The organism is Methylosinus sp. C49 (genome assembly GCF_009936375.1).
In the GTDB taxonomy this organism is placed as follows: domain Bacteria; phylum Pseudomonadota; class Alphaproteobacteria; order Rhizobiales; family Beijerinckiaceae; genus Methylosinus.
Window position 1 is genome coordinate 271,134 of sequence record NZ_AP022333.1, and the last position, 25,461, is coordinate 296,594.

The following is a 25,461-nucleotide window of genomic DNA, read 5'->3' on the forward strand; positions in this document are numbered from 1 at the left end:
TCAACTCTCCGCCGCCGCGTCCAGGTGCGGACGCGTCTTCTCGGCGCGCATGTCCACGCAATGGCCGATCAGTTTTTCCAGCTCGAGGCGGTAGGAGGTCATCAATCGCTCGATTGTCGCCATACGATAGACCTGCTTGCTGAAAATACACCGCAACGACAATTCGCCGTCATAGACGCGACCGACGATCTCCAGCCAATTGGCGAGCGGCGCCTGCGGGCTATAGGGGTCCCCGGCGCTCTCCGCCGCCGGCTCGAACAGCGCCTCGTTGAACGTCTGGTCGAACTGGCCGAGATAGTTGAAGGTGATGCGGGCCTGCGGCGACCGGGCGAGTTCGAGGCGCGTCGGCTCATCGGCGAGATAGCGCAGCAGGCCATAGCCGACGCCGTGATGGGGAAGCGCGGCGAGCTGCTTTTTGACGGAGCCGATCACGGCGCCGGGGCCGGTCTGCAAATTCGGCGTGAGACGCACGGGAAACGCGCTCGTGAACCAACCGACCGTGCGCGTCACGTCGATGTCGTCGAACAGATCTTCGCGGCCGTGCCCTTCCAGTTGTACGAGCGCCGAAGGCTGCCCGCTCCACCGGCAGAGAACGATGGCGAGAGCCGCGAGCAGCAGATCGTTGATCTGGGTGCGATAGGCCTCCGGCGCGACCTTCAGAAGGTTCTGCGTCGTTTCGCGATCGAGCCGGATGCCGACGCTCTTGCCGTGCTTCACGAGAGATTTTCCACGCGGATTGTCGCGCGGCAAATCCACGATCCCGTGCGGATCGAGCGCCTTGCGCCAATAGGGCCGTTCGGCTTGCAGATCGAAGCCACGCGCACGATCCGTCAGGCGTTCGGCCCAGAGACGATAGGCGTCCGTCTTGCGCGGCGCGTCCCAGGTCCCGCCTTGCACCAATCGTCGATAGGCGGCCTGCAGATCCTCGAGCAGAATGCGCCAGGACACGCCGTCGACGACGAGGTGGTGAACGACGATGAGCAGCCGTTCGCCTCCATCTGGCAGGCGCATCGAAACGGCGCGCAGCAGAGGCCCTCGTTCGAGATCGAGACTGCGTTGCGCTTCATTGGAGATTGTTTCGACCGCGCGCGCATCCTCGGCTCCCCGGACCCAGAGCACGGGATTTGCGATCGACGCCGCCCGCGCCACATCGACGTCGGCGTAGCTCTGCCGCCAGACCCCGTCCTCGCCGCGGCGGAAGCGCAGGCGGAAGGAATCGTGATAAGCGATCAGCGATTGCAGCGCCTCCTCCAGCAATTCGGGCCGTAGCGTCTCTCGCGTCCTCACCATCAGCGACTGGTTGTAGTGATGCGGCTCCGCCATCTCCTCTTCGAAGAACCATCTCTGGATCGGGATCATGTCGAATTCCCCGTCTTCGACCCGCGCGCCGCGCGTCGCCGGCTTTGCGGGGGGCGGCGCAAATTGCGCGGGTCTCACGACGAGTTCGGCGATGGTCTGAAACTGCATCAGATCGCGCAGCTTGATGTCTAGGTCTATGTCGGGAGAGTTACGAATTTCCGCGATCACGCGAAGGCTGAGGATCGAGTCGCCGCCCGCTTCGAAGAAGTTGGTGGTGACGCCGATTTTTTCGACGCCGAGGACATTCTGCCAGATATCGGCGATGCGTGTTTCGAGGTCGTCGCGGGGGGCGATGTAGCCGGTCGCGGTCCATCGCGGCTCCGGCAGGCGGCGGCGGTCGATCTTGCCATTGGGCGTCAGCGGCAGGTCGTCGAGCTGCACGATCTGCGCCGGAACCAGATAATCCGGAGCCTTGCGCTTGATGTTCGCGCGCAGCGCCTCGACATCGAGCGCCGCGCCGTCGCGGGACGTCACATAGCCGATCAGCCGCTTGCCGGAAGCAGCCCCGTCGAACACCGCCGCCGTCGCCGCCGACACCCCGTCCTCGCCCGTCAGCAGCGCCTCGATCTCGCCGAGCTCGATGCGGAACCCGCGCAGCTTCACCTGTTCGTCCGATCGCCCGAGGCATTCCACGACGCCGTCCTCGCGATAGCGCGCGAGATCGCCGCTGCGATAGAGCCGCGCGCCGGGCGCCGCGCCGAACGGGTCCGGCGTGAAGCGCTCCGCCGTCAGCCCGGGGCGGCCGAGATAGCCGCGCGCCAGATAGGAGCGTCCCGCCCCGTCGCCGCCGATATAGAGCTCGCCCACCGCGCCGATCGGCGCGAGATTCATGTCGCCGTCGAGGATGAAGGCGCGGCGCGCCCCCACCGGCCGGCCGATCGGCGCGCTCGCGCCGTCGCAAGGCTCCTGCGCATCCGCCTTCCACAGCAGAGGCGTCACCACCGTCTCGGTCGGACCATAGCCGTTGATCAGCCAGCGCGGCTGCAGCGCCTGCCGCGCCAGATCGTAATTGGCCCTCGTCACCGCATCGCCGCCGAAAGTGTAGATCGACACATTCGGCGGCTCCTCGCCGGCCGCCGCGCGCATTCGCGCGTGATCCGACAAATGCTGCAGATAGGCGGGCGGGAAGCAGGCGATGTCGATCGCGTGGCGGCGCAAGGCCGCATAGGTCTCGGCCGGCGTCCACAGCGTCGCGTCGCGCAGAACCAGCCGCACGCCGCACAGCAAGCCGGTCAATAGCCGCTCCTGCGCGCCGTCGAAGGCGAAGGACATGAACAGCAGCTCGTTCAGCTGGCGTCCGTCGCGATCGAGCGCGCCGCCTTTGTCCATGCCATAGGCGGCGGCGATGGCCCGGCAATGGCGCAGCAGCGCGCCATGCGGCACGGCGACGCCCTTCGGCGCGCCGGTCGAGCCGGAGGTGTAGATCACATAGGCGAGCTGATCTTCATGCGCGGCGACCGGAGGCGCCGCGTCATCGGCGAGGTCCACGTCGTCGAGCGCGTCGAGGGCGATGTATGGAACGCCGTTGGGAATGGGCAGGCGTGGCGCGACATGGCTCTGGGTCAGCAGCAGCGCGACGCCGGCGTCCCGCATCAGAAAGGCGAGACGCTCCGGCGGATAGTCGATATCGAGCGGGACATAGGCCCCGCCGGCCTTCATGACGGCGAGCAGCGCGACAACGAAATCGATGGAGCGCTCCAGCGCCAGGCCGACGCGCGTCTCGCGGCCGACGCCGCGCCGGCGCAGCAGCGCGCAAAGACGAAGGGCGCGCCGCTCCAGCGCGCCATAAGTCAGCGCCTCGCCCGCGCACCACACCGCCTCGCGCTCCCCATGCGCGAGCGCCACCGACGACAAAAGCTCAGGAAGCGACGGCGACGGCTGCGAAGACCCCATCCCCGCCAGTGGATCGCTCCACTCCCGCAAGAGCGCCTTTTCGTCCAGCGGCATGGCGTCGAGCTCGCCGAGCCGCGCATCGCCGTCTTCGGCCATAGTCGACAGCAGGCGCTCGAAATGCGCTTTCAGCCGCTCGACCGCCGCCGCCTCGAAGCAGTCGCGCAGATAGAGATATTCCACTGCGAGCGTATCGCCGACGGTCACCATCAGATCCATGGGCAGGCTGGTGACGCTGGTGCTGGCGACGGGTCCGAAGCGCAAGTCACGGTCGCCGCGCTCCTGTAGCGCGCGGTCGACCGGATAATTCTCGAAGACGATGATGCTGTCGAACAGCGCCTGGCCGCTGCGCCCTGCCCAGCGCTGGATATCGTTGAGCGGCGTATATTCATGGTCGCGCGCGGCGAGATTATGCGCCTGCAGCTCACGCAGGAAATCGCCGACCAGCTGCTCGGCGCGCAACCGCCGGACGATCGGCAAAGTGTTGATGAACAGCCCGAGCAGACGCTCGACGCCCGGCAGTTCGGCGGGGCGGCCGGCCACCGTCGCGCCGAAGGCGACCGTCGACCGCCCCGTATACCGCTGCAGCAGCAACAGCCAGGCGCCTTGCACCAGAGTGTTGAGCGTGACGCGCTCGCGTTGCGCGAAGGTCTTCAGCGAGCGCGTTTGCTCCGCATCGAGCCGCGTATAGAGCGCGCCATGCCCGCCGCCCGCATCGCCGGCGATGCGGCCAGCAGACTCGGCGAGCAGGCAGGGCTCGCCGAGAAGCCGCATCTGCTCCTTCCAGAAGGCTTCGCTCGCCGCAGTGTCCCGTCCCTGCAGCCAGGCGATATAATCGCGGTAGCGCCCCGCCGCCGGCAAAGTGACGTCGTCTCGGTAGAGGGCGAAGACTTCGCCGACCAGCTGCGAAATGCTCCATCCGTCGAGCAGAATGTGATGGCTGCTCCAGATCAGTCGATGGCGGTCGTCGTCGAGGCGCGCCAGAACGATGCGCTGCAGCGGCGGCCGGGTGAAATCGAAGCCGGCGCGGCGCTCGTCCGCCGCGAGGGCGGCGAGTTCCGCTTCGCCGACGACGCGGTCGCGCCAGTCGAGCTGACGAAACGCCGCCTGCGCGCTGTGGTGGACAATCTGCACCGGCTCGGGCAGCCCCTGCCAGGCGAAGGCCGTCCGCAGGATTGCGTGACGTTCGAGCGCGCTCGCCCAGGCGCGCTCGAAGCGCGCGACGTCGAGGCCCTCGACCGAAACGCTCATCTGACTGACATAGAGGCCGGCGCCGGGCGTTTCGATGGAGTGAAACAGCATGCCCTGCTGCATCGGCGAGAGCGGGTAGATGTCTTCGATCTCCGCTGCCGGCAGCGGAAGCAGGCGCGATTGCTCGGGCGTCAATCGGACCAGCGGCAGGTCTGTCGGAGGTGCTGGCGCGTCTTCGCTCTCGGCCCATCGCACGGCGCGCGCCAGAGCGGCGATGCTCTGATGCTCGAAGACGTCCTTCGGCGTCATCCGCAGCCCCGCCGCCAGCGCGCGGCTCACGACCTGGATCGAGATGATAGAATCGCCGCCGAGCCGGAAGAAATTATCTTCGACGCCGACCCGCTCGAGGCGGAGAACGGACCGCCAGACGCCGGCCAGCTTCTCCTCGAGCTCGGTCCTCGGGGCGACATAGACCTCGCCAGTCCAATCTGGATTGGGGAGCGCCTTGCGGTCGAGCTTGCCGCTCGGCGTCAGAGGCATGCGCTCCACGACGACGATGCGGGCCGGAACCATGTAATCGGGCAGCGAGGCCGAAAGATGCGCGCGCAGTGTCTCCTCGAGCTCCAGGGGCGCCTCCGCCTGCGCCGTGACATAGCCGACCAGCCTCATTCCGGCGGGCGCTTCCTGCGCGACGACCGCCGCATCGCCCACGGCCGCGTGCTCTCGCAGACGGCTTTCGATTTCGCCGAGTTCAATGCGCAGCCCGCGGATCTTCACCTGCTGATCGACGCGGCCGACATAGTCGATCGCGCCGTCCGCGCGCCGGCGCGCCAGATCGCCGGTGCGATAGAGCCGCCCGCCGGGAGCGAATGGATCGGGAAGGAAGCGTTCCGCCGTCAGCGCGGCGCGCGCATGATAGCCGCGCGCCGGAGCCGCTCCGCCGATATAGAGCTCGCCGGCGATTCCATCCGGCAGCGGATGAAGCTCGCTGTCGAGTATATGGATCGTCACATTGGCGATGGCGTGGCCGATCGGCACGGCCGCCGAGCCGTCCTCGGCGCGGCACCGCCAGTAGGTCACGTCGATCGCGGCTTCGGTCGGGCCATAGAGATTGTGCAGATCGGGCGCGTCGGGCGAAGCGCCGGCTTGCCGTAGGAAGCGATCCTGCAAATCCTTCGACAGCGCCTCGCCGCTGCAGAGAACCCGCCGCAGACTGCCGCGCCGCTCGATGTTTTCCGTCTCCAAAAAGGCTTGCAGCATGGAGGGCACGAAGTGCAGCGTAGTGATGGCGTGACGATCGATCGCCTCGCGCAGTTCCGCCGGTCGACGATGCGCGCCCGGCGGCGCCATGACGAGCGCCGCGCCAGCGATCAGCGGCCAGAACAGCTCCCAGACCGAGACGTCGAAGCTGAAGGGCGTCTTCTGCAAGACGCGGTCGCCCGGGGTCAGCCCGTAGACGTCCTGCATCCACAAAAGCCGGTTGCAGAGTGCGGCGTGCGAATTGGCGGCGCCTTTCGGCTGCCCCGTCGAGCCAGACGTATAGATGCAATAAGCAAGGTTTTCGGGATGCGTCTCGACAGCGGGCGCGCCTTGCTGTTCGCCGTCCGGTTCGCCGCGCGTTTCGTCCAGCAACAGGAGCGTCGCCACGGTCTGCGGCAAGAGCGGCGCAAGGCTCTTTTGCGTGAGCAGCAGCGCCGCGCCACTGTCTTCCAGCATAAAAGCGAGACGCTCTCGCGGATAGTCGGGATCGAGCGGCGCATAGGCGCCGCCCGCCTTCCATATGGCGAGCAGGCCGACGATCATATCGAAAGATCGCTCGACGGCGATGGCGACGAGCGCTTCGGGCCCTATTCCGGCGTCGCATAGTCTATGCGCCAACCGATTCGCACGGACGTCGAGCTCGGCATAGCTCAACTGCGCGTCGCCGCAGATCACAGCTGGCGCCAGCGGCGTCCTCCCCGCCTGCCGCTCGATGAGCCGGTGAACGCAGGTCGCGGGGTAGGCGCGATTCCCTGCCCGCTCCGGCTGGAGCGGGGTGGACGTCGATGCATCGGTAAGAGAAATCGCGCCGAGCTCGCGATCGGCGTCCTCTCCCAGCCTTTCGAGGAGCCTCGCGAAGACCGATCGTAGCACTTCGAGCTGCGGCGGCGCAAAGCATGCCGCGCGATATCCGAAGGCGATCTCGAGCCGGTCGGCGACGGTGACGGTCAGCGTCAGCGGATAATGCGTCGTCTCGCGGCTGTCGACCTTGCCGAAGACGAGGTCGTCGTCGGCGCGTTCGCGCAGCGCCCGATCGACGGGATAATTCTCGAAGACGACGATGCTATCGAACAGCGCCTCGCCGCTGCGGCCAGCCCAGCGCTGGATTTCATAGAGCGGCGTCGATTCGTGGTCGCGCACGACGAGATTATGCGCCTGCAGCTCGCGCAGGAAATCGCCGACGCGTTGTTCGGAACGCATGTCGCGCACGATCGGCAAGGTGTTGATGAACAGGCCGAGCACGCTCTCGACGCCCTCCAGTTCCGCGGGGCGCCCGGCGACGGTCGCACCGAAGGAGACCGCGGACCTCCCCGTATAGCGCTGCAGCAGCAGCAGCCAGGCGCCCTGGACCAGAGTGTTGAGCGTCACGCGCTCGCGCTGCGCGAAGGCCTTGAGCGCGCGCGTGCGCGCCGGGTCGAGCCGCGCATGGAGGACGCCATAACCCGTCTCCTCATCTGCGCCGGTCCGGCTCATGACGTCGGCGAGCAGGCAGGGCTCGTCGAGGAGCCGCAATTGCTCTTTCCAGAAGGCTTCGCTCGCCGCCGGGTCGCGGCCCTGCAACCAGGCGATGTAGTCGCGATAGCGCCCGACCTGCGGCGGCGCGGCCCCCCCGTGATAGGCTTGCAGCACTTCGCCGATCAGCTGCGCCGTGCTCCAGCCGTCCATCAAAATGTGATGATGGCTCCAGATCAGTCGATAGCGGCTCTCGCCGAGCCGCGCCAGCACGAGGCTCTGCAGCGGCGGTTGCAGGAAGTCGATCTCCTCGCGGCCGAGCTCGCGCTCCAGAGCCGCGAGGTCGCTAGGCCCCGCATCGCGATTGCGCCAGTCGACGATCCGAAACGGCAGGCGCGCGCTGCGATGGACGATCTGCACCGGCTCCGGCAGGCCCTGCCACGCAAATGCGGTGCGCAGAATGGCATGCCGCGCGAGCGCGTCCGCCCAGGCGCGCTCGAAGCGCGGGATGTCGAGGCCCTCGACGGCGACACTCAACCGGTTCGCATAGGCCCGCGACTGCGGGTCGCGCAGCGCGTGGAACAATATGCCTTTCTGCACGGGCGAGAGCGGATAGACGTCCTCGATCCGCCTCGCCGGCGCCGGCAGGCGATCGAGCTGCTCCTGCGTCAGACGCACGAGGGGGAAATCGGAAGGCGTGACCCCGCCTTGCGCATCGGCGACGCAATGATCGATGATCGCCTCGAGTTCGGCGCGATAGGCGCTCGCGAGGCGCTCGATCGTCTGCGGACGATATTGTCCCTCGCTGAAGTGCCAGGCGACGCCGAGCTCCCCGTCATAGATCTGGCAATTGACCAGGAGCCGATTGTCGAGCGGCGCCCCGGCGCTGCGCGTGCGGCCGCCGCTTTCCGAGGCCGGCTCGAACAACGTCCCCCCCTCGAAGCTCTGATCGAACTGGCCGAGATAATTGAAGGTGACGCGCGCCTGCGGCAGTTTCTTCAGTTCTTCTCCGATTTCCGGGGCGGCGAGATAGCGCAGCAGTCCGTAGCCGAGCCCTTTGTTCGGGACGGCCCGCAATTGCTCCTTCACCGATTTGATCGCCGCGCCGAGATCGCCGGCCCCGCCGGGCGCGAGGCAGACGGGATACATCGTCGTGAACCAGCCGAGCGTGCGGCTCACGTCGACGCCGCCGAAAACCTCCTCGCGGCCATGTCCCTCCAGCAACACGAGCGCCGCGTCCCGTTCTGTCCAGGCGCAGAGCGCGCGCGCCAGGGCCGTGAGCAGAAGATCGTTGATCTGCGTGCGATAGACGGCCGGCGCCTCCTTCAGCAGCCGGCGCGTGCGCTCGCGATCGAGCCGGATGCCGATCTGGCGCGCCTGCGCGATGCGATTGTCGCCGGCCGGAAAATCGCGCGGCAATTCGGCTGCCGCTCTACCGAGCTGCGCTTTCCAATAGTCTAGCTCCGCCATCAGCTCTTCACTGCGAGCGGCTTCGGCGAGATGCGCCGACCAGCGCTGGAAGGAGCTCGATTTCGGCGGCGAACCGACGAGTTCTCCCTTCTCTATAGAGCAGTAAGCGGCCTGAAGATCTTCGAGCAGCACGCGCCAGGAGACGCCATCGGCGACGAGATGGTGAATAACCAACAGCAGACGCGCGCTGCCGTCTCGCAGCTCCATCGAGGCGGCGCGCATCAATGGACCATCCCGCAGATCGAGGCTCGCCTGGACCTCGTCGGCGACAGCCTCGATCTCATCAGCGCCGACGAGCCGATGAAAGGTGAGCAGACGAGATGCATCCTCCGTCTCGGCGTGCTCCTGCGTCCAACGGCCGAGATCGTCGCGACGATAGCGCAGGCGCAAAGCGTCGTGGCGTTCGACGACGATGCGCAGCGCCGCCGCGAGAACGGTGGCGTCGAGCGGCGCCCGCGCCCGCAGCAGGACCGACTGATTCCAATGGTGGCGCTCGGGGACGTCCTGCTCGAAGAACCAATGCTGCGCCGGCGTGAGATATACGAGGCCGGCCGCCGGCGGCTCCGGCTCCTTGGTCTCGTTCTCGATCGTCGCGACGCGCGCCAGAGCCTGGATCGTCTGATGCTGGAACAAATCGCGCGGCGCGATGCGGATGCCGATCCGGCGGGCGCGATTGACGACCTGGATCGAAATGATCGAGTCGCCGCCGAGGTCGAAGAAATTGTCGTGCAGCCCGACCCGCGGAATTTGGAGAATATCCTGCCAAATCTCCGCCAGCTGACGTTCCTGCTCGGTCGCCGGCGCGACATGGGCCGCTCGCCCGATCTCCGGCTCGGGAGCCGCCAGGGCCTGCCTGTCGAGCTTACCGTTCGCCGTCAGCGGAAATTTGTCGAGCACGAGAATCTGCGCCGGCGTCATATAGTCGGGCAAGGACGCCGACAGACTCTCGCGCAATATCGCGCCGAGCGACTGAACGGATTTCGCGAGCATCGGATCATTAGCGTAGCGGTCCCAGCGACGCGAAAACTCCGGCGGCTGCTTCCATTCGCTCATTCCGCGCGGCCGCGCATCGGCCTGCGGCTTCGCGAATTCGACATCGAAACAGCCGTCGTCGCGATCCGGCGTCCAGGCGATCTTGGCGTGATAGCCATGCGCCTCGGCCAGCGTCCAGAAGCTTTCCGGATCGGCCCCCTCCGGCTCTATGCCGATCATCCGGCCGCGCAGCGTCTCGACGCTCGTCTCGTCCTGGCTCGCCTCGATCGCCCGCCACAGCGCCAGATCGGCGGCGAGGCGGCGGTTGGGAACACTTTCGATCCTGATCGGCCGCTCGCCGCCGGCAGCGAGACGGGCGTCGAGCGCCGCCATCATGTCCGGCCCGCTATTCCACGAGACGCGCTCGCAGGGCTCGCGCGCGGTCTCGACGTCCGCGCGCAAAATCGCGTCGTAACGATAGCGGGTCAGCTCATTGTCGCTGCGGCCCCGCCGCAGCTCGATCTCCGCCGCGCCGATGCGCGGCAGAACGGAAGCGAGCTCGGAGAATATTTCGGGAGCGACGAGGAGCTCGCCATCATGCGCGATCGCGCGGGCGATGCGGCTCTTCAGCTGTCGCACACCGAGGCCTTCGGGCGCGCGAGCCGTCTGCACCGAAGCGTGGAACAGCCGCTGCAGCGCCAGCGTCCGCAGATCGCCGACGAAGATCGCGCCACCCGGCGCCAGAACGTCGAGCGCCCCTCGCAACACGGCGACGAGATAGTCGACGTCGGGAAAATATTGCGCCACGGAATTCAGCAGCACCACGTCGAAGCCGTGCGGCGCCAGTCCTTCGAACTGCGTGGCGGCGCGCCGGCTCAGGCGAACATGGGCGAATCCGTCGCGCTTGTCGAGCCAGGCGCGAAGATCGGCGATCGCCCGACCGGAAACATCGGCGCCCTCATAAACCGAGCAGCGCGGCGCGAGATGCTGCAAAAGAAGGCCGACGCCGCAGCCGATCTCCAGCACCCTATCCGGCTTCAGCGCATCGATGCGCGCGAGCGTGCCGTCGAGCCACTCCTGCATTTCCGCCGGCGGAATGGGGCTGTCGTCATAGCTGCTGTTCCAGCCGGCGAAGCTCGGCCCTCGTCCGACGTCCGCCAGGCTGTAGGCGCCGTCGAACACCGTCTCCCACTCTTCGACGCGCACGCCGGACGCATCGGCATCGCGTCGCTGCATCGCCTTCAGGCCCACTTCATCGGCAACGACATAGCCGACCAGCTGCCTGCCGTTCGCGGCGTCTCGCGCCAGCACGACGGCCTCGCGCACCGCTTCATGCTCGCAGAGCCGCGCCTCGATCTCGCCGAGCTCGATGCGGAACCCGCGGATTTTGACCTGATGGTCGATTCGTCCGACATATTCGATGACGCCGTCAGCGCGGCGACGCGCCAAATCGCCGGTGCGATACAGCCGCTCGCCCGCCCGCCGTGCGAAGGGATCGGGAACGAAACGCTCCGCCGTCAGGCCGGGCCGTTGGTGATAGCCGCGCGCGAGGCCCGCTCCGCCGATATAGAGCTCGCCGACGACGCCGGCCGGAACCGGATCGAATTGGTCGGAGAGAATATAGAGCCGCGTGTTCCAGATCGGCCGGCCGATCGGCACGACCGACGTTCCAGCTTCCTCCCGGCACTCCCAATAGCTCACGTCGATGGCGGCTTCGGTCGGCCCGTAGAGATTGTGCAGCGCCGCCGGACTCGAGCGGAGGAACTGCCGCTGGAGCTCATACGGCAAGGCCTCGCCACTGCAGATCACGCGTCGCAGCGAGCGGCACGACGCAAGCTGATTTGAATCGACGAAGGCCTGAAGCATCGACGGCACGAAATGCAGCGTCGTGACATCATGGCGCCGAATGAGCTCGCCGAGCTCGAACGGGTCCTTGTGCGCGCCCGGCGGCGCAACGATCAGCGTCGCGCCCGTCGTCAGCGGCCAGAAGAACTCCCACACCGAGACGTCGAAACTGAACGGCGTCTTCTGCAGCACCCGGTCGCCCACCGCCAGGCCATAGGCCGACTGCATCCATTGCAGGCGATTGATCAGGCCGCGATGTGTGTTGCCGGCGCCCTTCGGCCGTCCCGTCGAGCCGGACGTGTAGATACAATAGGCGAGATTTTGTGACTCCGTGAGCGTGTCGAGACCGGCGTCGTCGTAGGCCTCGAGCTCCGCTTCCATGCCATCGAGACTCCGGACCTCGAGAGGCGCGGCGGCCGCATCGAGCGGCAGCGAGTCGAGCAGCCGCTCCTGCGTAAGCAACAGCGAAACGCCGCTGTCCTCGATCATATAGGAAAGGCGCGCGGCCGGATAATCGGGATCGATCGGCACATAGGCTCCGCCGGCCTTCAGCACGGCGAGCAGCGAGACGACCAGTTCGAGCGAGCGTTCGGCAGCGACGCCGACGAGGACGTCGGGACCCACACCCAATTCGCGCAGCTTGCGCGCCAGGCGATTGGCCCGCGCGTCGAGCGCGCCATAGGCGATCGAGCTTTCTTCGAACACGACGGCGATCGCATCCGGGCTCCTTGCGGCCTGCGCCTCGATCAAATGGTGCAGGCAGCGCTCGCTCGAATAGGCGGCGTCGGTGTCGTTCCACTGCTCGACGAGGATGGCGCGCTCCGCTACGCCGAGCAGCGGCAGGTCGGCGATACGCCGGCCCGGCTGCTCGATGACGCCCTTGAGCAGATTACGCCAATGATCCGCCATCCGTTCGATGGCGGCGCGCTCAAACAGATCGACGCTATAGGTGAAGGTGGCGGAAAGGCGTCCGGCGGTCTCGAAAGTGTGCAGCAGAAGATCGAACTGCGTAGCGCACATTTCATGCTCGAAAGGCTCGATCGCCAGGTCGGACAAATCGTCCAGGCGGTCGAGGCGCTTCCACTGGTGGTCGTAGGCGATCTGAAACAGCGGATTATGTCCGAGGCTGCGTTTCGGGCGCAGCTCCTCCACCAATTGCTCGAACGGCAGGTCCTGATGCGCCTGCGCCGCCAGCGCCGCCTCCTTCACACGGTTCAGCACGTCCTCGAAGGTCGGATCGCCCCCGAGATCGGCGCGCAGCACGAGCATATTGACGAAGAAGCCGATCAGGCCCTCGGTCTCGACATGATTGCGGTTGGCGATGGTGATGCCGACGCGCACATCCGTCTGCTGCGTATAGCGATGGACGAGGACATCGAAGGACGCCAGCAGCAGCATCGGAAGGGTGACGCCCCGCTCCGCCGCGAGCGCCCGCAGACGCTCCGTCAAGGCCGGATCGAGGTCGAAACGCAGATTGGCGCCGCGATAGCTCTGTTCCGCCGGGCGCGGCCTATCGGTCGGCAGTTGCAGCACGACATCCTCGCCGCCGAGCCGCTCGCGCCAATAGGCCAGCTGCCGGGCACCCGCGCCTGCCGCCAGCCAGTCGCGGCTCCATACGGCGAAATCGGCGTATTGTATCGGCAGGGGCGGCAAATGCGGCGCGCGCCCATCGCGATGACTCGCGTAGAGCGCAGCGAATTCGTCGATGAAGACATTCAGCGACCAGCCATCGGAAACGATATGATGCATGGCGAGGAGCAGCACATGCTCGTCTTCCGCCAAGCGGACCAGGCAGACGCTCAGCAGCGGACCTGTTTCGAGATCGAAGGGCAGATGCGCGATGCGAACGGCGAGGTCGTGGGCGCTCTTCTCGCGCTCGTCGATCGGCAGGCCGCTCATATCCTCGAGCGTCAAGTCGAGGGGAAGCGAATCATGGATGATCTGGACCGGTTCGCCGCCATCGCTCCGGAATGTGGTGCGCAGCGTCTCATGGCGTTCGATCAGCGATTGAAATGTCCTCGTCAGCGCCGATCGGTCGAGCCGTCCTTTCAGCCGCGCGGCGGCGGGAATATTATAAGCGGCGCTCGACGGCTCGAGCCGCCACAAAAACCACAAGCGGCTCTGCGCCGGCGACAGGGGCGGCGGAGCGTTGCGATCCGCCCGCCGCAGAGCCATGCGCGCGACGCCTTTCGCCTGATCGCGCAAATCCCGCACGCGTTGGGCGAAATCGCCGAAATCGCGCGCCTCGAACAGAGCCGGCAGAGGAACGTCGACGTCGAATGCATTGCGCACGCGCAGAACAATCTGCATCGCCAGCAGCGAATGCCCGCCCAATTGAAAGAATTCGTCGGTCAGGCCGATTTTTTCGACGCCGAGGACATTCTGCCAGATATCGGCGATGCGTGTTTCGAGGTCGTCGCGGGGGGCGATGTAGCCGGTCGCGGTCCATCGCGGCTCCGGCAGGCGGCGGCGGTCGATCTTGCCATTGGGCGTCAGCGGCAGGTCGTCGAGCTGCACGATCTGCGCCGGAACCAGATAATCCGGAGCCTTGCGCTTGATGTTCGCGCGCAGCGCCTCGACATCGAGCGCCGCGCCGTCGCGGGACGTCACATAGCCGATCAGCCGCTTGCCGGAAGCAGCCCCGTCGAACACCGCCGCCGTCGCCGCCGACACCCCGTCCTCGCCCGTCAGCAGCGCCTCGATCTCGCCGAGCTCGATGCGGAACCCGCGCAGCTTCACCTGTTCGTCCGATCGCCCGAGGCATTCCACGACGCCGTCCTCGCGATAGCGCGCGAGATCGCCGCTGCGATAGAGCCGCGCGCCGGGCGCCGCGCCGAACGGGTCCGGCGTGAAGCGCTCCGCCGTCAGCCCGGGGCGGCCGAGATAGCCGCGCGCCAGATAGGAGCGTCCCGCCCCGTCGCCGCCGATATAGAGCTCGCCCACCGCGCCGATCGGCGCGAGATTCATGTCGCCGTCGAGGATGAAGGCGCGGCGCGCCCCCACCGGCCGGCCGATCGGCGCGCTCGCGCCGTCGCAAGGCTCCTGCGCATCCGCCTTCCACAGCAGAGGCGTCACCACCGTCTCGGTCGGACCATAGCCGTTGATCAGCCAGCGCGGCTGCAGCGCCTGCCGCGCCAGATCGTAATTGGCCCTCGTCACCGCATCGCCGCCGAAAGTGTAGATCGACACATTCGGCGGCTCCTCGCCGGCCGCCGCGCGCATTCGCGCGTGATCCGACAAATGCTGCAGATAGGCGGGCGGGAAGCAGGCGATGTCGATCGCGTGGCGGCGCAAGGCCGCATAGGTCTCGGCCGGCGTCCACAGCGTCGCGTCGCGCAGAACCAGCCGCACGCCGCACAGCAAGCCGGTCAATAGCCGCTCCTGCGCGCCGTCGAAGGCGAAGGACATGAACAGCAGCTCGTTCAGCTGGCGTCCGTCGCGATCGAGCGCGCCGCCTTTGTCCATGCCATAGGCGGCGGCGATGGCCCGGCAATGGCGCAGCAGCGCGCCATGCGGCACGGCGACGCCCTTCGGCGCGCCGGTCGAGCCGGAGGTGTAGATCACATAGGCGAGCTGATCTTCATGCGCGGCGACCGGAGGCGCCGCGTCATCGGCGAGGTCCACGTCGTCGAGCGCGTCGAGGGCGATGTATGGAACGCCGTTGGGAATGGGCAGGCGTGGCGCGACATGGCTCTGGGTCAGCAGCAGCGCGACGCCGGCGTCCCGCATCAGAAAGGCGAGACGCTCCGGCGGATAGTCGATATCGAGCGGGACATAGGCCCCGCCGGCCTTCATGACGGCGAGCAGCGCGACAACGAAATCGATGGAGCGCTCCAGCGCCAGGCCGACGCGCGTCTCGCGGCCGACGCCGCGCCGGCGCAGCAGCGCGCAAAGACGAAGGGCGCGCCGCTCCAGCGCGCCATAAGTCAGCGCCTCGCCCGCGCACCACACCGCCTCGCGCTCCCCATGCGCGAGCGCCACCGACGACAAAAGCTCAGGAAGCGACGGCGACGGCTGCGAAGACCCCATCCCCGCCAGTGGATCGCTCCACTCCCGCAAGAGCGCCTTTTCGTCGCGGCCGAGCAATTCGATCGCGTCCACCGTGGCGAAGCGGTCTTCGACGACATGCCGCAGCACATTCTCGAAATGGTCGCGCAGGCCGGCGATGTCGGCCTGATCGAACATGTCGGATGCGTAGGTGAAGGTCGCCGCAAGGCGGCCGGACGCGTCTTCCGTCATATCCAGCGCGAGATCGAATTTGACCGTGCAGGCGTCGCCGCGCAGAAATTCGGCTTCGAGTTCCGGCAGATCGCGCAAGGCGCGAAGATCATGCCGCAGATGGTTGAACAGAATTTGAAAGGCCGGCCGCCACTCGCCGTCGTTCTCTCCATGCAGGGCCTCGACCACCCGCTCGAACGGAAGGTCCTGATGAGCCTGCGCGCCGGCGGCGGCCGCCTTCACGCGCGCGACCACGTCGGCGAAGCGGAGCCGGCCGTCGATCTGCGCGCGGAGGAGCTGCACATCGACGAACAGGCCAATGACGCCCTTGGTTTCCTCGCGATTGCGATTGGCGACGGGCACGCCGATGCGAATGTCCTCCTGTCCCGTGCTGCGGTAGAGGACCACATCGAATGCCGCCAGCAACGTCATGAACAAAGTGGCGTCGCAGGCGCGCGCCAGCGTCCTCAACCGCTTCGTCAAAAGGTCGTCGAACTGAACAACGAGTCTCGCGCCGCGCCGGTCGCTCTGCACAGGCTTCCTGCGACGGGATGGTAGCGTCAGGATCGGACGCTCGGCGCCGAGCTGCGCGCGCCAATAGGCGAGATGCGGCTCGGCGCCGCCGGCGTCTAGCCAGCTCTGTTGCCAATGCGCGTAATCGGCATATCGGATCGGCAGATCCGGCAGCGACGCCGTCGCGCCGCAGCACATGCGAGCGTAGAGCGATGCGAATTCGTCGATGAGAATCTGCATCGACGCCGCATCGGCGACGATGTGATGAATGGTGACCAGAAGCAGATGATCGTCCGGCGCCAGCTCGACCAGCGTCACGCGCAGCGGCGGACCGGCCTCGAGGTCGAACGGCCTTTGCGCCTCCTCGTCGATGCGTCGCCGCAGCTCCGTCTCTACGGCTACTGGCGGCGCGCCGAGGCGCTCCCGGCGCAGATCGAAACGGCCCGGCTCGTGAATGACCTGCAAGATGCGCTCGCCCTCCTGACGAAAGGTCGTGCGCAGCGACTCGTGCCGCCGGATCAGCTCGTCGAAGCTTTTCTCGAGCGCCGTCTCGCGCAGCGCGCCCTTCAGGCGGACCGCCGCCGGGAGATTATAGGCCGCGCCCTGGCGGGCGAACCACAAGCCTCTCTGCGCCGACGACAAAGGGGCCCGATTGTGCCCTGATCGCACGATCGGCAGTCGACGAAAATCGACGCCGCTGTCCGCCAGACGGCGCAAGAATGCGCGTTGATCCTCGCGCGAGAGAGCCGCAAAGCGTTGCGCGATCGCGTGCAGCTGCAAAGAATGGGGGCCATTCGTCTCGTTCATCGCTCGCCCGCTCCGCTCTCTTCGAATCCGCTCAACAATTCCGACATGAACGCGATCTCGTCCGGCGTCATCTCTTCATGCGCCAGACTGTCGGCCAAAGCGCCGAGCGTCGCCGTCTCGAACAGACGGTCGAAGGGCATGTCGACTCCCAGCCGGTTGCGGATTTTCGCCGTCGCCTGCGCCGCCAGCAGCGAATGGCCGCCGAGATCGAAGAAATTGTCGGTCGAGCCGACGCGTTCGACGCACAAAACCTCCTGCCAGATCGCGGCGAGCTTCTGTTCGAGCTCCGATCGAGGCGCGAGATAGTCGCGACCCCGCCGTTCCGGATCCGGCAGGGCCGAACGGTCGAGCTTTCCGCTCGCGGTCAGCGGCATCTCGTCCAGAACCATGATTTGCGCCGGCACCATATGGTCCGGCAAATGACGCCGAAGATGCGTCTCGAGCCGAGCCGGCCAATCCGGCGCCGACGCCTCGACGACCACATAGCCGGCGAGCAGCCATCCGCCCGGCCCCGGCCTCGGCGCTATCGCCGCCGCCCGCACGCCCTCATAGGCGAGAAGACAGGCTTCGATTTCGGCCGGCTCGATCCGAAACCCGCGAATCTTGATCTGATGGTCCACGCGGCCGATGAACTCGATGCGTCTATCCGCGCGCCTGCGGGCGAGATCGCCCGTGCGGTAGAGACGCGCGCCGTCGGCGCGAAACGGATCCGGCGCGAAGCGTTCGGCGGTGAAATCCGCGCGGCCGAGATAACCGCGCGCCAATCCGCCGCCGCCGATATAGAGCTCGCCCGCGACGCCGACCGGCATCGGGTTCAATTCGGCGTCGAGGACATGCGCGCGCGTATTGTCGAACGGCGATCCGAGCAGCGGCCGCGGATCGTCGGCCTGCAGCCGGTGCCGCAGCGACCACACGCAGGTCTCGGTCGGGCCATAGAGATTCCAAGCCTCGCCGGCCGACCGGACGAGACGGACGGCGAGATCGTCGGAAAGAGCCTCGCCGCCGCACAGCGCGAGGCGCAGGCCCAGCGCGTCGATCTCTGGCGCCTGAAGGAGAATGCGCCAAGCCGAAGGCGTCGCCTGAATGGCCGTGACGCCGCAATCCACCACCCATTTCAGCAGCGTCCGTGGATCGCTCGTCGCCATTCGCTCCGCCAGCGCAATGCGCGCGCCGCTCATGAGCGGAAGAAAAAGCTCGAGCGTCGAAATGTCGAAGCTCGGCGCGGTCAGCGCCAGCATGCCGTCGTCGGCGCGCAAGGCGATGTCCCGCTGAACGCTCGACAGGAACTCGAACAGACTGCCGCGGCTGATCGAGACGCCCTTGGGCTCGCCGGTCGAACCCGATGTATAGATGCAATAGGCGAGATGATCCGGACGAGCGACGTCGCCTGGATCATCATCCTCGAGATCGGCGAGCGTCGCGGCGTCGCGATCGAAGCACCAGACGGAGAGTTCGCGATCCACGTCGCTCCTCAGCGCATCGAGCCATTGCGTTTCGGTCAGCAGGACGCGCGCGCCCGAACGGGCGAGCATGGAGGCGAGGCGCGCAGGCGGGTGTGTCGGCTCGAGCGGCACATAGGCGCCGCCGGACTTCAGTATGGCGAGCAGGCCGATGAGCAGCGCCGGCGTGCGCTCGACGCACAGCGCGACCCGATCGTCCGGCCCGACGCCCATGGCGCGCAGGCGACGCGCCAGCCGATTGGCGCGCGCGTTCACTTCCGCATAGACGTAGGTCTGATCACGAAACATCAGCGCGACGGCGTCGGGCGTGCGCCGGACCTGTTCCTCGATCACTCGCGTCAGGCTCTGATCCCGCAGGGCGGGAGCCGCCGGCTCGGCCGTCTCCTCGCGCCGCGCCGCCGCCGCGATCTCGCACAGCCGGCCGTCCGGCCGCCGCGCCAATGCGCGCAATATTTCGAGGAGCTCGTCGACGAACGCCTCGATGAGCGGCGCATCGTAATGGCGCTGGTCGTAGTCGAACCGCAGGCGAAGACCGTCGCCGCGCGGAACCGCCATGATCGTCAACGGATAATTCGTCTGCTCGTAGGATTGGAAAGCGCTGATTCCGGCGGCGCCGATCCGGTCCCAGAGGCCGGGGTCGACCGGATAGTTCTGCGTGATGAGCAAGACGTCGAAAAGCGGGGCTCCATGGGGGAATCCGCTGCACGCCTGCACGTCGCTCAGCGGCGAATATTCATAGTTGCGCAGCGCGAGATTGTGGTCCTGAATTTTGCGCAGCCAGGGGCCGAGCGCGCTCGTCGGCTGGACCTGCACCCGGACCGGGAGCGCGTTGATCATCATGCCGATCATCGTTTCGACGCCGTCGACCGGCGCGTTGCGGCCGGAGACCACGGCGCCGAAGACGACGTCGTCGGTTCGCGCGTAGCGAGCGAGCTGCAAGGCGAGAGCGCCCTGCAGCACAGTATTCAACGTCACATGCTGCGTCTGCGCGAAGCCGCGTAAGAGCGCGCCGAAATCGCTCGGCAGTTCGCGAATGAGGCTCCCATGGCCGTCCCTTCGCTGCGCGGGCGCGACCTGCTCGGCGAGCAGCGTCGGCCCCTCCAGGCCGCTGAGGCCCTCGCGCCAGAAGCTCTCCGCTTCCCCGCGGTCCTGACCGCCGAGCCATTCGACATAGCGGCCGAAGCTCTGCGACCGAACGGCCGGCGCCGGCAAACCTTGCGTTTGCGCGAGATAGTCCGCGAACGCCTCGTCGAGCAGGCGCGCCGAACTCCAGCCGTCGAGCAGCAGATGATGCAGCGTCCACACCACATATCGGCGCTCGCCCGCAATGTCGATCAGCGCGACGCGCATCAGCGGCGCATGTCGCAGATCGAACCCACGCGCACGGTCGCGCCGCAGAAATTCGAGGAGCCTGTTTTCCGCCTCGCTCTGCGGAACGGATCGCCAGTCATGCCGCTCGAACGGCATTTCCGCTTCGCGCATCACGACCTGAAGGTGCGTATCGAGCCCTTCGAACACGAACAGCGTGCGGAGAATATCGTGCGCGGCGATCGCCCGGTTCCAGGCCCCGCGGAACGCCGCGACGTCGAACGGGCCTTCGATCGTGCAGGTTCTCTGGTTGATATGCACGCCTCCCGCCGGATCCATCAAACTGTGAAACAGCATGCCCTGCTGCATGGGTGTCAGCGGATAGACGTCGGCGATCTCGTCCGGGCGCGCCGGCAGCCGATCGAGCTCGAGCGGCGAGAGACCGCCGAGCCGAGCGCGGGCGGACGCTACGTGACCGTTCGCGGCGCCGGCCGGTTCGATCCGCTCGGCGACGCGGCCGAGCTCGGCGATCGTCTGATGCTCGAAAATATCCTTCGGCTTGATGCGGATCCCCTGCTTCTTCGCGCGCGCGATGATCTGCAGGCTGAGAATGGAATCGCCGCCGAGTTCGAAGAAATTGTCGTGGACGCTGACGCGTTCACGTCTCAGAACGGACCTCCAAACGTCGGCGATGCTCGTCTCCAGTGGCGTGCGCGGCGCCGTATGGGCGCGGATCGGCGCCGCGACGGGCGGCGGAAGCGCCCGCCGATCGAGCTTGCCATTCGGCGTGAGCGGCAGAAAGGCGAGCTCGATCACCGCCGCCGGCAGCATGTAGTCCGGCAGGCTCCCCGCCAAATTGGCGCGAATGTCGTCGATCGCGAGAGTCGCGCCGGCGCGCGGCGTGCAATAGGCGATCAGTTGCGCATGCGCTTCTTCGTCTGCGCTCTCGGCGCGATGGACGACGACGACAGCATTGTCGACATCCGGCTGCGCGCGCAGCGCCTGCTCGATCTCTCCCGGCTCCACGCGATAGCCGCGTATCTTGATCTGTTGATCGGCGCGCCCCAGGAATTCAACGACGCCGTCCAGAAGATAACGGGCACGGTCGCCGGTCCGGTACAAGCGTCCGCCATCGCCGCCGAACGGGTCCGGAACGAAGCGTTCAGCGGTCAGCGCGGCTTGCCGCCAATAGCCGCGCGCCAGCCCGGCGCCGCCCAAATATATTTCGCCGGGAACGCCCGCCGGCGCCGGCTCCATCCATTCGTCCAGAACATAAGCGCGGATGTTGGGAAGCGGACGCCCGAGCGGCGCCGCGCGGCAATCCCCGCGCGGCTCGACCACCCCGGCGAGAGCGCCGACAGTCGTTTCGCTCGGCCCGTAATGATTGACGATGCGGCAGGGAGGATCGAGGCGCCGCAACGTCTCGATGAGAGACCAGGGCGTCGCCTCGCCGCCGAGAATCAAGGTTCGTCGCGGCAATGCGCGCTTCGGCTCGGAGGCATGGAGAAGCGCAGCGAAATGGCTCGGCACGATTTTGAGGACGTCGATTTCGTGTCGCTCGATATAATCGGCGAAAGCGTCCGGGTCGAAGCATCGCGCCTCGTCGACGAGATGCAATGCGCCGCCCGAGCAGAGAGCGCCGAACAGAACCGTGTGCCCGAGGTCGGCGGCGATGGTGGAGACCATCGCCATGCTGGCGCGCGGCGGCAACCGCAGTGCGCACAGCACGCCTTGAACATAATTCGCCAGCGCGGCGTGGCCGATCACGACGCCCTTCGGTGAGCCGGTCGTGCCCGACGTATAGACGATATAGGCCGCCTGAGCCGGCTCGATGTCGATCGACAGGGGCTCGGCGCTGTAAGCGGAAAGGTCGAGCGCCTCGAGCGGCGCGCGCCACGCGCTTTGCAGCGTCTGCGCCGAGCCGCTCTCACACAGAATCATCAGCGGGTTGCAATCCGCGATGATTTTGTTCGAGCGCTCCGCCGGGGTTTTCGGATCGAGCGGCACATAGATCGCTCCGGCTTTCAATATGGCGAGCAGCGCCACGACCATCTCGGCCTTACGCTCCATGCAGATCGCGATCGGCGTCTCGCGCGCCGCGCCCTGCTCGATGAGCCACCGCGCGAGCCGGTTGGAGCGTGCGTCCAGCGCGCCATAGTTCAGCGTTTCGGCTTCGCTGCGCAGCGCCGTCGCATCGGCATGCGCGGCGGCCGCGAGGCGAAAGAGCGAGAGCACGGATGTCGCCGGAAACGGCGCCGGATTGGCGCTCCAACGTTGAAGCTCCGCACGCTCGTCTGCATCGATCCACGGCAACCGGCCGACGGCGCATGTCGGATCGGCGATCGCGCTGCGCAGCAGGCTCCGCCATCCCTTCACCAGTCTTTCGATCGTGGCGACGTCGAAGAGGTCGGTCGCATAGGCGACGCTGACGCCGAACAGCGAGCCCTTGTCGAGGATATCGAGGCTGAAATCGAAATGGGCGCCGCTTTCGCCCGGAGCGACCGCCTTCAGCCGTAAACCCGGCAGCTCGTGCAGCGCGTCGTAGGTCCAGTTCTGGAAGTTGTATTTGACCTGGAACAGCGGATTATGGGCGAGGTTGCGGGTTGGATTGATCGTCTCGACGAGCTTGTCGAACGGCAGATCCTGATTGGTCTGAGCTTCGAGCGCCGTCACGCGGACGCGCCGAAGGAGCTCCGCGAAGCTGAGATCGCCGTCCGTGGTCAGGCGCAGGACCTGCGTGTTGACGAAGAAGCCGACGACATTCTCGACTTCCGCCCTATTGCGATTGGCGATCGGCACGCCGACCGCCACGTCGCCCTCACCGGTCACGCGGTAGAGCAGCGCGTAGAAGACGGCCAGAAGAAACATGAATGGCGTCGCATTATGGCGCTGCGCGGCCTCGCGAATATCCGCGCTGATGGCGGCGTCGAGATCGAACGCATGGCGCGCGCCGCGAAAGCTCTGTGTCTTGGGGCGCCGCCGATCATAGGGAAGCTCGAGCGGCGGACGATCGCCGCCGAGCTTTTGCGTCCAATACTGCAGCTGCGGCTCGAGCCCGCCAGCCTCTAGCCAATTGCGCTGCCACAGGGCGTAATCGGCGTATTGGATGGGCGATGAGGCGAGTTGCGGCTCCTCTGTCCTGTGCAGGCCCACGTAGAGAGCGGCAAAGTCGCGAATGACGAGGTCCATCGACCAGCCGTCGCAGACGATGTGATGAAGAGTGAACAGAAGCCGATAATCGCCGTCGCCGAGCCGCAGCAGAACGACGCGCAGCAATGGACCCTGCTCGAGATCGAAAGGCCGACGCGCTTCGATTTCCGCCAGGTTTTGCGCGCGCGCCTCCCGCGTCTCAGGCGGCAGCGCGCGCAAATCTTCCGTCGCGACGCAGAGAGCCTCGCCGGACTCGACGATTTGATAGACTTCTTCACCGGCGTAACGGAATGTCGTGCGCAAGGCGGCATGGCGCTTCAGCAGCCTGTCGCAGGCGCCGCGCAAGGCGTCGTCGTCGAGCGCGCCTTCGAGATGCAGGGCCGCGTGCAGATTGTAGGCGCTGCTCTCCGGCTCTAGCCGCCAAAGAAAGAACAGCCGGCGCTGCGCATAGGAGGCGAGCGCCGGACGGTCGCCGATCGAGAGCGGCGGAATGGGCAGCAGCGAAAAATCGATCGCGCTCGCGGCCATTTTCCGCAGCAGCTCGCGCCGCATGTCGGGTTCGGCCTGGGCGAAGCGTCGCGCCAGCGCGAGCATCCGGTCTTCCGTCGTCATCATACCCCCAGCTGGTCGAACAAGGCTTCGAACCGATCGATGTTTTCGGACGCGGGCGAATTTGCCGACAATCGCTCGACCGCCTCTGCCAGTTCGGCGACGGTCGGGCTTTCGAACAGGCTGCGCAGCGGCAGGACGACGTTGCAATCGGCGCGCACTCGCGAGACGACCTGGGTGGCCAGCAGTGAATGGCCTCCGAGCTCGAAGAAATTGTCGTGAACTCCGATCCGCCCGATTTGCAGCACGTCCTGCCAAATAGCGGCAAGCCTCGCTTCGTGATCGTTACGCGGCGCGACATAGCGCTTCTGCATGTCGGCGACATCTGGTGCCGGCAGCGCCCTGCGGTCCAGCTTGCCATTGGCGGCGAGCGGCATGGCGTTGAGCGTGATGATATGGGCCGGCGTCATATAGTCGGGCAGGACGGCGCCGAGTTCGTCGCGCAGCCTCGCGCCGAGGCGCCGGCGCAGCGTCGCGCAGAGCGGGTCGGTCACATAGGGCCGCCAGTCGGCGAGCGCCGCCGGCGCGCGCGGCCCGCGGGTCTCGCTGGCGGGATTTCTGAATTCGACGTCGAAGGCTCCGCGCCGCGCGCCGGGCGTCCAGCCGATCGAAACGTCCAGCCCATGCGCGGCGCCGAGCCGCCAGAAGCTCTCCGGGTCTTCGCCGGTCTCGGTCAGCCCGTCGAGCGACGCATGAATATCCGCGACGGTGGCGGCGCCGTCGCTCGCCTGCAGCAGATCGACCAAGGCGACATCGCGGGCGAGACGGCGATTGGGGACGTTGCTCACGGTCAGGCCATGCGCACGCTCGGCCGCGAGCCGCGCGTCCAGCGCCGCCAGCGCGCCGTCTTCGTCGAGCCATTCCATGCGCGCCGCCGGCGCCGCGACGAGATCGCAGCGCAAGACGACGTCATAGCGATAACGGGTGAGTTCATTGTCGCTTCGCGCCCGCTTGATGTCGATCCTCGCTTTTAGGCCGAGCTGGCCGGCGGCCGCGTGGAAGAACGCCGGATCGAAAACGAGCTCCTTGTCCTGGGCGATCGCCTTGTCGATCCGTCCCCGCAATTGGCGGATGTCGAGCTTGCCGGGGGCGCGCGCGAATTGCACGGATGCATGGAAAGTCGGCAGGAGCGCAAGATGACGCACGTCGCCGATGAAAATGGCGCCGTCGCCGATGACGGTGGATGCGGCGCGAAGCACATTCATCAGATAATCGCCGTCGGGAAAATATTGGACGACGGAATTCAGCACCACGGTGTCGAAGGATTCTCTAGCCATAGCGTCGAATTGCAGCGCCTCGCCTTGCATGAGCCTCACATGCGCCAGATCTGGCCGCTGCTCGATCCATGCGGCGAGTTCGGCGATGGCGCGCGCCGACAGGTCCGTTCCGACATAGGCCTCGCAGGATGGTGCGAGATGCTGCGTCAACAGCCCGACGCCGCAGCCGATCTCGAGCATTCGGCGTGGCCGCAGGTCGGCGATGCGCGCTACTGTCGCGTCGAGCCACTCCCGCATATGCGCCACTGGAATGGGCTGATCGTCATAGCTGCTGTTCCAACCGGTGAAATTCGGGCCCTGCCCGGAGGCATCATAGGCCGTCTCGAACACACTCTCCCATTGCCGGATCGCCTCGTCGGCTTGATCGCGGCGATGCAGCTCCTTCAATTTGTCCGTATCGGGGACGACATAGCCGACGAGCCGCAGCTCGTCGGCCGCATCGTCGCGCGCCGTCACGACGGCGTCGCGCACGCCGTCCATCGCGCAGAGAGCGGCGGCGATCTCCTCCAATTCGATCCGGAACCCGCGCAGCTTCACCTGCTGGTCGAGGCGCCCGACATATTCGATGAGCCCGTCGGGCCGCAGCCGGGCGAGATCGCCAGTGCGATAGAGACGGGCGCCGCCGCCCGCCGCGGGGTCTGGCACGAAACGTTCGGCGGTCAATTGCGGGCGATGCAGAT

At 66.8% G+C, this 25,461-nt stretch carries 3 protein-coding genes (1 of these 3 cut by a window edge); all 3 read right to left on the minus strand.

The features are described from left to right. Tightly spaced (each overlapping or abutting the next), the 3 genes in view from GYH34_RS19375 to GYH34_RS19385 form a layout consistent with a single transcriptional unit that may run on beyond the window. A complete protein-coding gene (locus tag GYH34_RS19375) occupies positions 1 to 16,977 on the minus strand; it encodes a non-ribosomal peptide synthase/polyketide synthase (protein ID WP_161915247.1) in 16,977 nt (5,658 codons plus the stop codon). Continuing rightward, positions 16,974 to 23,510 (minus strand): non-ribosomal peptide synthetase, encoded by a 6,537-nt coding sequence (locus tag GYH34_RS19380; protein WP_161915248.1) that lies wholly within the window; start codon positions 23,508 to 23,510, stop codon positions 16,974 to 16,976. Before GYH34_RS19380 ends, GYH34_RS19375 begins: the two co-directional genes overlap by 4 nt. Beyond that, positions 23,507 to 25,461: the 3' end of a non-ribosomal peptide synthetase gene (locus tag GYH34_RS19385; protein ID WP_161915249.1), read on the minus strand. It continues 7,633 nt past the right edge of the window; only the last 1,955 of its 9,588 coding nucleotides appear in the window; its start codon lies off the right edge, out of view — the gene reads right to left on this strand; it ends in the stop codon at positions 23,507 to 23,509. Before GYH34_RS19385 ends, GYH34_RS19380 begins: the two co-directional genes overlap by 4 nt.

What these genes read in the sequence shown, in the direction of transcription:
- GYH34_RS19375 (WP_161915247.1), bottom strand. Translation starts at nt 16,977, where the DNA reads ATGAACGAGACGAATGGCCCCCATTCTTTGCAGCTGCACGCGATCGCG.
- GYH34_RS19380 (WP_161915248.1), bottom strand. Translation starts at nt 23,510, where the DNA reads ATGATGACGACGGAAGACCGGATGCTCGCGCTGGCGCGACGCTTCGCC.